Origin of the sequence: Microbacterium sp. (assembly GCF_047605725.1) — a bacterium.
Classification (GTDB): Bacteria; Actinomycetota; Actinomycetes; order Actinomycetales; family Microbacteriaceae; genus Microbacterium.
The window spans coordinates 19,192-27,682 of the sequence record NZ_JASGFE010000033.1 but is presented as its reverse complement, the minus strand read 5'-3'; the positions used below and the strand labels follow the sequence as shown (position 1 = coordinate 27,682).

At 72.7% G+C, this 8,491-nt stretch carries 7 protein-coding genes and 1 tRNA gene; 4 read left to right on the top strand and 4 right to left on the bottom strand.

Annotation, left to right across the window (positions count from 1 at the left end):
- Positions 1 to 86: 86 nt before the first annotated feature.
- The 4 genes from QM641_RS08520 to QM641_RS08505 all read right to left on the bottom strand — a co-directional run bounded on the left by QM641_RS08520 (position 87) and on the right by QM641_RS08505 (position 4,366).
- Positions 87 to 158: transfer RNA gene (locus QM641_RS08520), tRNA-Thr, on the bottom strand.
- A 61-nt stretch (positions 159 to 219) separates the two neighbouring features.
- Entirely contained in the window at positions 220 to 1,068 is an 849-nt protein-coding gene (locus QM641_RS08515; RefSeq protein WP_415115433.1) for a M23 family metallopeptidase, read from the bottom strand.
- Positions 1,069 to 1,248: 180 nt separating this feature from the next.
- On the bottom strand, positions 1,249 to 3,069 hold the full coding sequence (locus tag QM641_RS08510) for an SIP domain-containing protein (protein WP_415115431.1): 1,821 nt from the start codon (positions 3,067 to 3,069) through the stop codon (positions 1,249 to 1,251).
- 22 nt (positions 3,070 to 3,091) lie between these two features.
- Positions 3,092 to 4,366, bottom strand: coding sequence for an alpha/beta hydrolase-fold protein (locus QM641_RS08505; protein WP_415115429.1), 1,275 nt, complete (start codon positions 4,364 to 4,366; stop codon positions 3,092 to 3,094).
- 92 nt (positions 4,367 to 4,458) lie between these two features.
- Here QM641_RS08505 and QM641_RS08500 point away from each other — a divergent pair, with 92 nt between their 5' ends.
- Genes QM641_RS08500 through QM641_RS08485 form a run of 4 tightly spaced genes read left to right on the top strand, consistent with a single transcriptional unit; the run spans position 4,459 to position 8,477 of the window.
- Positions 4,459 to 5,508 (top strand): ABC transporter substrate-binding protein, encoded by a 1,050-nt coding sequence (locus tag QM641_RS08500; RefSeq protein WP_415115427.1) that lies wholly within the window; start codon positions 4,459 to 4,461, stop codon positions 5,506 to 5,508.
- Positions 5,509 to 5,554: 46 nt separating this feature from the next.
- Positions 5,555 to 6,595 carry an iron chelate uptake ABC transporter family permease subunit gene (locus QM641_RS08495; RefSeq protein WP_415115425.1) on the top strand — a complete coding sequence of 347 codons (1,041 nt, stop codon included), beginning with the start codon at positions 5,555 to 5,557 and terminating at the stop codon, positions 6,593 to 6,595.
- The gene (locus QM641_RS08490) at positions 6,592 to 7,674 is read left to right on the top strand and encodes a FecCD family ABC transporter permease (RefSeq protein ID WP_415115423.1); all 1,083 of its coding nucleotides are present in this window, start codon (positions 6,592 to 6,594) and stop codon (positions 7,672 to 7,674) included. The genes QM641_RS08495 and QM641_RS08490 overlap by 4 nt, the downstream gene beginning before the upstream one ends.
- The gene (locus QM641_RS08485) at positions 7,671 to 8,477 is read left to right on the top strand and encodes an ABC transporter ATP-binding protein (protein WP_415115421.1); all 807 of its coding nucleotides are present in this window, start codon (positions 7,671 to 7,673) and stop codon (positions 8,475 to 8,477) included. Before QM641_RS08490 ends, QM641_RS08485 begins: the two co-directional genes overlap by 4 nt.
- The last annotated feature ends 14 nt before the right edge of the window (positions 8,478 to 8,491 follow it).

Genomic DNA, 8,491 nt, shown 5'->3' with positions numbered 1-8,491 from the left:
GCGACCTCACGATTATGAGTCGTGCGCTCTCACCAACTGAGCTACCCTGCCGCGTGGCATCCGGGTCGACAGAACCGGATGCTGCGAGCCCCGAGTCAGGATTGAACTGACGACCCCTTCCTTACCATGGAAGTGCTCTGCCACTGAGCTATCGGGGCGTGCTGCCCGCCGGGCAACGAGAACGAGGATATCAGAGCGCGCGGCTCTGACCGCATCCGATCACCCGTCGATGTGCGCGCGCAGCCAGGCCATCGCGTCGACCTTCGTGACCCCGTCCAGGAGCACCTCGAGGTGCAGATGCGGACCGGTCGCCTTCCCGGTGCTGCCCACACGCCCGATGACCTGTCCTGCCTGCACGACGTCGCCCTCCTCGACCTGGAGCGAGCCGTACTCCATGTGCGCGTAGCGGCTGGAGACGAGCTGTCCGTCGACGACGTGGTCGACGAGCACGGTGACGCCGTAGTCGCCGCCGGCCTCGGTGGCGATGCGGACCGTGCCGGCCGCGATCACGTGGACCTCGGCGCCTTCGCCCGGGGTGAGGTCGGTGCCGCCGTGCGGCGTGGCGAACTCGGCCGCGTAGTCGAGCGAGCCGAACTCGGCCGAGATCGGCACGCCGACCGGGAACGGCCACTGGATGGGAGCGGTGGGGTCGTTGACCCAGGTACCGGCGAAGATCGTGACGCCGGACTCGGCGGCAAGCCCCGACATGGACACGACGCCGTACGTCTCGCCCCGATCGAGGTCGGGCTGCGTCGTGCCGCTGCCGGAGACGTACGCCTGGATCTGGTCGGCCTCGGGCTCGGCCTGCGCCTCGTCGGCGACGACCGGGATGTCCACGCGGGGTGCGGACAGCGCGGCGCCCGGCGTGGTCGTGCCGATCGCCAGGAGCGCCACGGCGCCCATCACCCCGATCGACAGCGACGCGCCGGTGACGCGCTGGACGAGTCCGCGTACGCCGCGCCGGGGGGCGGATGCCGCAGCCGCGGCATCCCGGCGACGACGCTCGGCGCGGGTCATGCCGCTCACGGGTTCGGCGACGTCGCCGGGCGATCGGGGGGAAAAGGTCACGAAGCGGTCTCTCGCAGGGGCTGAGGGCAGCACGAATCACGGGGGGATCTGCGCTGTTCGGGCAGCGAAGATAACGATCCGGTAACCATACCCGCGGGCGCCTGGGAGCCCGGTGTGCAGAAACCGAACGTTCTTAAAGAATCGTGGATGCCGCCGCGTGCCGCCGACCGATGAACGCGCTCACCCGCGCACGTATCGGCGCAACCCGGCACCCCATCCGACCGTGACCGCGACGTCGAGGCGCAGGCCCGCCGCGCGCGCGAGCGCGTCGACCTCGTCCGCGGTGCGCATCGCTCCGCCGGTCGCCGCCAGCAGCACGAGGTCGTGCTCGAACTCGTGCTCGTCCGCGAGCTCGGTGATCAGCTGCTCGAAGACGAGCACACTCCCCTCGTGCGTCGAGGCGGCGGCCTCGGCCAGCACGTGCACGGCGTCGGCGTCGGGGAGCTCCTCCAGCGCGGAGACGAGCACATAGGCGTCGCTGCGATCCATGCGCCGATCCAGCAGGCCGCCGGTCTCGATCCGCACGCGCTCGTCCGCGGTCCACGACTGCGCGGTCGCGACGCGCGCCTGAGACGGAGTCAGCAGCAGCCGCACGCGCGTCTCGGGCCGGTGCTCGAGCACGCCGCGGGCGAGCTCGGCTGCGCCGGGGCCGGCGAGCCGCAGCTCGGCGACGCCCTCCAGCAGCGTCGACTGCGCAAAGGGCGTCGCCGTCCATTCGGTGAACGTCGACGACAGTCTGCTCGCCGCGAGCTCGGGATCTGCGTCGACCAGCTCGGGGAACGAGCGGCCGAAGGTCGACTCGTGGGCGGCGGTGCCGGTGCGGACGGCGTCGAGCAGCCCCACGATGGCCAGCTCGCGCCGCGCGGCGGCCCCGCGCAGGTCGAGGCCCGCCGTCTCGTCCTCGTCGTCGAGCTCGGAGCCGAGCGGGGTCAACGACCACACCCCCGCCGCGTCCGCCTCGACGAGCTCGAGCTCGGCGAGATAGCGCAGCAGCCGTGCGAGCGCACCGGGATCGGTCGCCGTCGCCGCGGCGACCTCCGCGAGCGAGCGGGGGCGCGCGCCCAGCGCAGCGAACAGGCCGACCGTGACGGCGACCCTGATCGCCACGCCCGGAACGATCTCCAGCAGCTCGTGCAGCCGCTCGCCCGCGTCGTCCTCCGGCGCCGGCACCTGGTCGGCGCCCTCCGCGGCGGCCCCCGCGCGCCGCCAGTATCCGCAGACCTCCACCCGTTCCTTGGCGAGCTGCTTGTCGCCCCGCAGCCAGCGCCGGATGGGCGTGAGCGTCAGCGTCTCGCCGGCCACCCACGCGAACACGTCGTCGGAGCGCCACGGGGTCGCCCTGAGCGCGTCGAACAGGAGGGTCGTGGTGCCGGCCGGCCGCCCGTCACGGCTGAGCCAGGTGATCGTCGCGTCGGCCCGCGTCGTCAGCTCCTGCACGTGCTCGGCCGCGCCGACCTCGACGATGACGTCGACCAGACGCCCGGCGGGCAGCTCCTCCAGCAGTCGCCCGATCGCGGGGAGCGCCGTCTCGTCGCCGGCGACCAGCATCCACTCGACGTCGGGGATGCCGAACGCCATCTTCGGGCCCGCGATGTGGATGGGGTCGCCCGGCGCGCAGCGGTACGCCCAGGTCGTGGCCGGTCCCGCCCCGTGCTTGACGACGTCGACGTCGATCTCTCCGGCCGCCTCGTCCCAGCGGCGCACGGTGTACGTGCGCGTGTCGGTGAACGCGCCGGCGGGCCAGTCGAGCGTGCCGTCGGCCTGGGTCGGCGCCGTGAACCGGCCGGTCTCGGGGTCGGGCAGGATCAGCTTGAACTCGTCGTCCCAGCCCGGCGAGCGGAAGGCGCCGACGGGGAAGCCGTTGTCGGCGACGTGGGCGGCCAGCTGCGGGCCGCCGATCGTGATGCGCCGCATTCCCGGCGTCACGTCGGCGACCCGCAGCACGGTCAGCCGCCGGGTCGTGATGGGGAAGATCGCCTCCGGTCGGAGCGAGCGTGCCATGGGTCGGTTCCTTTCGTTCGCGTCAGCGCGGCCAGCGCGCGGTGATCGCCACCAGTGCGTCGAGGAGGGAGTGCTCCCAGCACGCCCAGCTGTGGCAGCCCTCGAACTCGCGGTAGTCGACGTGGTGGCCGCGGGCCACGAGCACGTCGCGCAGGTGCCGGCTGGCGGGCACCATGTCGCCTTCGAGCGAGCCGACGTCGAGGGCGAAGGCGACATCGACGCGCGCTCCCGTCGCGATCTCGGCCATGAGATGCCCGTAGTCGTCCCAGCCGGTGGCGCTCTGCCCGTGCCAGTACGAGCCGGACTGGCCGATGGCGTTCCCGAAGACCTCCGGATGCCGCATCGCGGAGTGCACCGCGTTCAGTCCGCCCCAGCTCTGTCCCGCCACGATGGTGCGCGCCGCGGCATCCGGCAGGCCCCAGCGCTCGCGCACCCACGGCACGAGCTCGGTCGCGATGGAGCGCGTGAACGCCTCGCCCACGCCGAGCTCGTCGGGCTCGCCCCGCAGCGCCTCGACCATGACGACGGCCACGGGCGGGATGTGCGCGTTGCCGATGAGCCGGTCGAGCCCGTCGACGAGGTCGGTGTGCGCAGCCCACTGCTGACCGTCGTGGAGCACGACCAGGCCCGCGGCCCGGTCCGGCACGTACGCCCATACGCGCCGCGTGCGCTTGAGGATCGTGCCCGAGAAGGTCGTCTCCGCAAGCGGCGTCGACGCGGATGCCGGCCCCCACCGTTCGTGCGTCGGCGCCTGATCCAGCGCCAGGACCGACTCGACGACGCCGCTGTGGCGCGTCGCCGGAAGCTCGTGACGCGGCTGCGCCGGCGGGAAGCGGCGCGGGTTGTGCGGATCGGTCTCGGCGTCGAAGAAGCCGATGACCTCGGGCCGGGCCGGGCCGGCATGCGTGCGGTACTGGTACAGCGTGCGCAGGCGCGGCGACACCCGGAAGGTACGGTGCCACAGTCCGGTGCCCTCCGCGCGGTGCATCGGCAGCCGATGCCGCGTCGCGCCCGCCAGCAGCCCGCTGGTGAGCGCGGCGGCGTCGACGTGCACGGGATGGCCGACGAGGTCCACGCCCGTGGCCCGCGGCGCCCGCCGCACGAAGGTCACGAGCCGCTTGCCGTCGTCGTCCGGATCGACCGAGACGAGCGGGCCGCCCGCGCGTGCCAGCGCGGCGTCGACGACATCGTCGCCGTGGGCGCGCGCCGCGGCCAGCAGCTCCTCCCAGGCCGGATGCACAGGGTCGGGGCCGATCCCCCGCGTGCGCTTCCACCCGTCGAGGACGTCGGCGTCCATGCGCGCGTCCTCCCGGGTGTGTCGTGGTCCGGCCGGCGGTGTGCCAGACTTAGGCGAGCCTACCCTACTCACTGTCCCGAAAGGTGCCCTCGATGCGCACGTCCCCCTTCCGTCGACTGATCCCCGCGGTCGCGATCGCGGCCCTCGCGACCGCGCTCGTCTCCGGATGCTCGTCCTCCTCCCCGACGTCGGAGGAGTCCACCGCCTCCAGCGCAGCCGCAGCCGAGGGCGAGGGCGTCACCGAGTACCCGCTGACCCTCGAATCGCCGTGGGGCGAGACGGAGCTGGAGGCCATCCCCGAGCGCATCGCCGTGATCAGTCTCACGACCGAGGATCTCGACTCCCTGACGGCGCTGGGAATCACCCCCGTGTACGCGGTCGACTCCCTCGTCGACGCCCCGTGGCTCACCGAGGAGCAGGCGACCGCGCTCGCCGAGACGGCCACGTCGTCCGACTACGACCTGCACCTCGAAGAGGTCGCCGCCACCGAGCCCGACCTCATCGTCACCGTCGCCAACACGGCCGGCGGCATCGACCAGGCGATGTACGACCAGCTGTCCGCGATCGCCCCGGTGCTCGCCTATCCGGACGAGGTCACCGAGGACTACTCGATCGGCTGGCAGGACTCGCTCACGATCATCGCCGAGGCGGTCGACCGCCAGAACCGGGCGAAGCAGATCATCGACGACGTCGAGGCGGACTTCGCCCAGGCGCGCACCGACCACCCCGAGTTCGCGGACGCCGCCGCCGCGTTCATCGTCAACTACGGCGCCGAGTACGGCGTGACGTTCTTCTCGGCGACCGGCACCAACGCGGCATCCGTCCTCGCGGAGCTCGGCTTCCAGCCGGCTCCGGCCGCCGGCGACTTCGTGTCGGACTCGACGGTGAGCGAGGAGCTGTTCAGCACGATCGACGTCGACGTGCTGTTCATCGGCGAGAACGCCGAGGAGGGCGAGCACATCACCGACAACCCGCTCTTCCAGCAGCTCACCGTCTCGCAGGACAAGAACTACGTGGAGTTCTCCTTCGGCACCGAGTCGACGAACTGGGCGGCGTGGGGGCTGCGCTCCTCCAGCGCGCAGAACCTGCCCTGGATCATCGAGCAGCTCTCCACCGGTGCCGCCGAGGTGCTCGCGAACTGATCGGACGGCCGGGCGCGCGTCCACGCGCGCCCGGCACCGCACGCCCATGACCGCGCCCACGCTCGACCGCGCCCTGCCGACGGCGTCCTCCCGGGGACGCCGTCGGCTGGTCGGCTTCGTGGTGTGCCTCGTGGTGCTGGTCGTCGGCATCGTCCTGAGCGTCCTCGTCGGTGCGCGGCCGATCGGCGTCCCGGACGCGATCGATGGCATCCTCACCCGGCAGGACACCGAGACGAGCCTCATCATGTGGGAGCTGCGCATCCCGCGCACGCTCCTGGGCGTGCTCGCCGGCATCGCGTACGGTCTGGCCGGAGCGCTCATCCAGGCCGTCACCCGCAACCCGCTCGCCGACCCGGGCCTGCTCGGCGTGAACGCCGGAGCCGGTTTCGCGATCGTCATCGGCGTCACCGTGTTCGGGGTGAGCTCGGCCGGCGGCTACGTCTGGTTCGGGCTGATCGGTGCGCTCGCGGCCGCGATCGCGGTCTACCTCATCGGCGCGGCCGGCGGGGTCACCGCCGGCCCGGTGCAGCTGGTGCTGGCCGGAGTCTCGCTCAGCGCCGTGCTCGTGGGCATCTCGACGACCGTGACGCTGTGGGATCCGCTGCGGTTCCAGCAGATCCGCTCGTGGGGGATCGGCTCGCTCACCAACGTGGGCCTGCCTGAGATCCTGGCCTGTCTGCCGCTGTTCCTCGTGGCGTTCGTGCTCGCGCTGGCCCTGGGTCCGGCTCTCAACGCGCTCGCCCTCGGCGAGGACCTCGCCGTCTCCCTCGGCGCGCGCACCGCGCTCACCCGGGTGATCGCGGTCGTCGCCGTGACGCTCCTCGCCGGCGCGGCGACGGCGCTCACCGGCGGGATCTCGTTCGTCGGCCTCATGGTCCCCCACATCGTGCGCTGGTTCACCGGGCCCGACCAGCGCTGGATCCTGGCCTATACGGCGATCGCGGCGCCCGCCCTCGTGCTCGCGGCCGACATCGTCGGCCGCGTGGTCGTGCGTCCCTCCGAGCTCGAGGTGGGCGTGGTCATCGCGGCGATCGGCGCGCCGGTGCTCATCGCCCTCGTGCGCCGCCGACGGATGAGCGCGCTGTGACCGCCGCCGGGGCGACGCGCCGCCGCGACGTGCTCGGCACGCCGTCGTACGTCGTGCGCACGCCCGCGACCTCGTTCCTCGCCGCCCGGCGCTGGGTGCTCGCGTGCGCCGCGCTCGCTGTGGCCGTGCTCGCCCTCGGGGTCGTCGACCTCGGCATCGGGGAGATCTGGATCTCCCCGCCCGAGATCGTCGCCGCGCTCGCCGACGACTCGTTCGCGCACACCGTCGTGGTGCAATGGCGGATGCCGCGCATCGCAGCCGCGATCGTCTTCGGCGCGGCACTGGGCCTGAGCGGCGCGATCCTGCAGACGCTGACCCGCAACCCGCTCGGATCGCCCGACCTGGTGGGCCTGGACGCCGGTGCCTACACGGCGGTCGCCGTCACGATCCTGGTGTTCGGGATCCGCGACGCGTGGTCGATCAGCGCCGCGGCGATCGCCGGCGCCGCACTCGTGTCGGCCGTCATCTACCTGCTCGCCTGGCGGCGCGGCATCCAGGGTTTCCGTCTCATCGTCGTCGGCATCGCCGTCAGCGCGATGCTCGGCGCCTTCAACACCTACCTCATCACCCGCGCCGACGCGTTCGAAGCGGTCGCGGTGGGCATGTGGGGAGCAGGCTCGCTCACCAAGGCGACCTGGGGACAGGTGGGGCCGGCGGCCGTGCTCATCGCCGCGCTGTTCATCGTCGCCGCGGTGATCTGGCCGCGCCTGCAGCAGCTCGAGCTCGGCGACGACGCCGCCCGGTCGCACGGCGTGGGGGCCGGGACGGCACGGCTGGGCCTGCTCGCCGTGTGCGTCGTGTCGATCGCCACGGTCACCGCGGTGTCCGGCCCGATCGCCTTCATCGCGCTCGCCGCCCCGCAGATCGGTCAGCGCGTCACCGGCTCGGCCGGGCTCTCACTCGCGGGCTCTGCGCTCACGGGGGCCGTCCTGCTGGTGGCCGCCGATGTCCTCTCGGTGACCAGCACCGTGTTCGTCAGCGCGATCCCGGTGGGTCTGGTCTCGCTGTGCCTGGGCGGGGTCTACCTCGCCTGGCTGCTCGTGCGCGAGACCCGCCGCAGTCGAGGAGGAGCCCGATGAGCACGAAGCCCACCGACGAGACGCTGCGCGCCGAGGATGCCACGATCGGCTACGACACGCGGATCGTCTCGACCGCGCTCAGCGTGTCCGTCCCGGCCGGCTCGTTCACCGCCATCATCGGCCCGAACGCGTGCGGCAAGTCCACTCTGCTGCGCGCGCTCGCCCGCGTGCTCCGGCCCGTGTCGGGACGCATCGTGCTGGACGGGCGGTCGATCTCTGACTATCCGGTGCGCGAGGTGGCCCGTCGTCTCGGGCTGCTGCCGCAGACCGCGCTCGCACCCGACGGGATCACCGTCGCCGACCTGGTCGCGCGAGGCCGGTACCCGCACCAGACGCTCTTCCAGCGATGGCGCCCCGAGGACGAGGAGGCGGTCGGACGCGCCCTGGCCGCGACCGGGACGACCGAGCTCGCCGGCCGGATGGTGGACGAGCTGTCCGGCGGGCAGCGCCAGCGGGTGTGGGTCGCGATGCTCCTCGCACAGGACGCGCCGGTGCTGCTGCTGGACGAGCCGACGACCTTTCTCGACATCGCGCACCAGTACGAGCTGCTGGAGCTGTTCCGCCGCTTCAACGAGGAGGGCCGCACCCTCGTGGCCGTGCTGCACGACCTGAACCAGGCGTGCCGATACGCCGATCACCTGATCGTCATGAAGGACGGCGCGGTCGTCGCGACGGGCGCACCGGCGGAGGTCATGTCGGCGCAGCTCGTCCACGACGTGTTCGGCCTGCGCGCGCTGGTGGTCCCCGATCCGGCGACGGCGACGCCCCTGGTCGTCCCCGTCGATCCGCGCGCGTCGCGCTGACCGCGGGGTCCCCG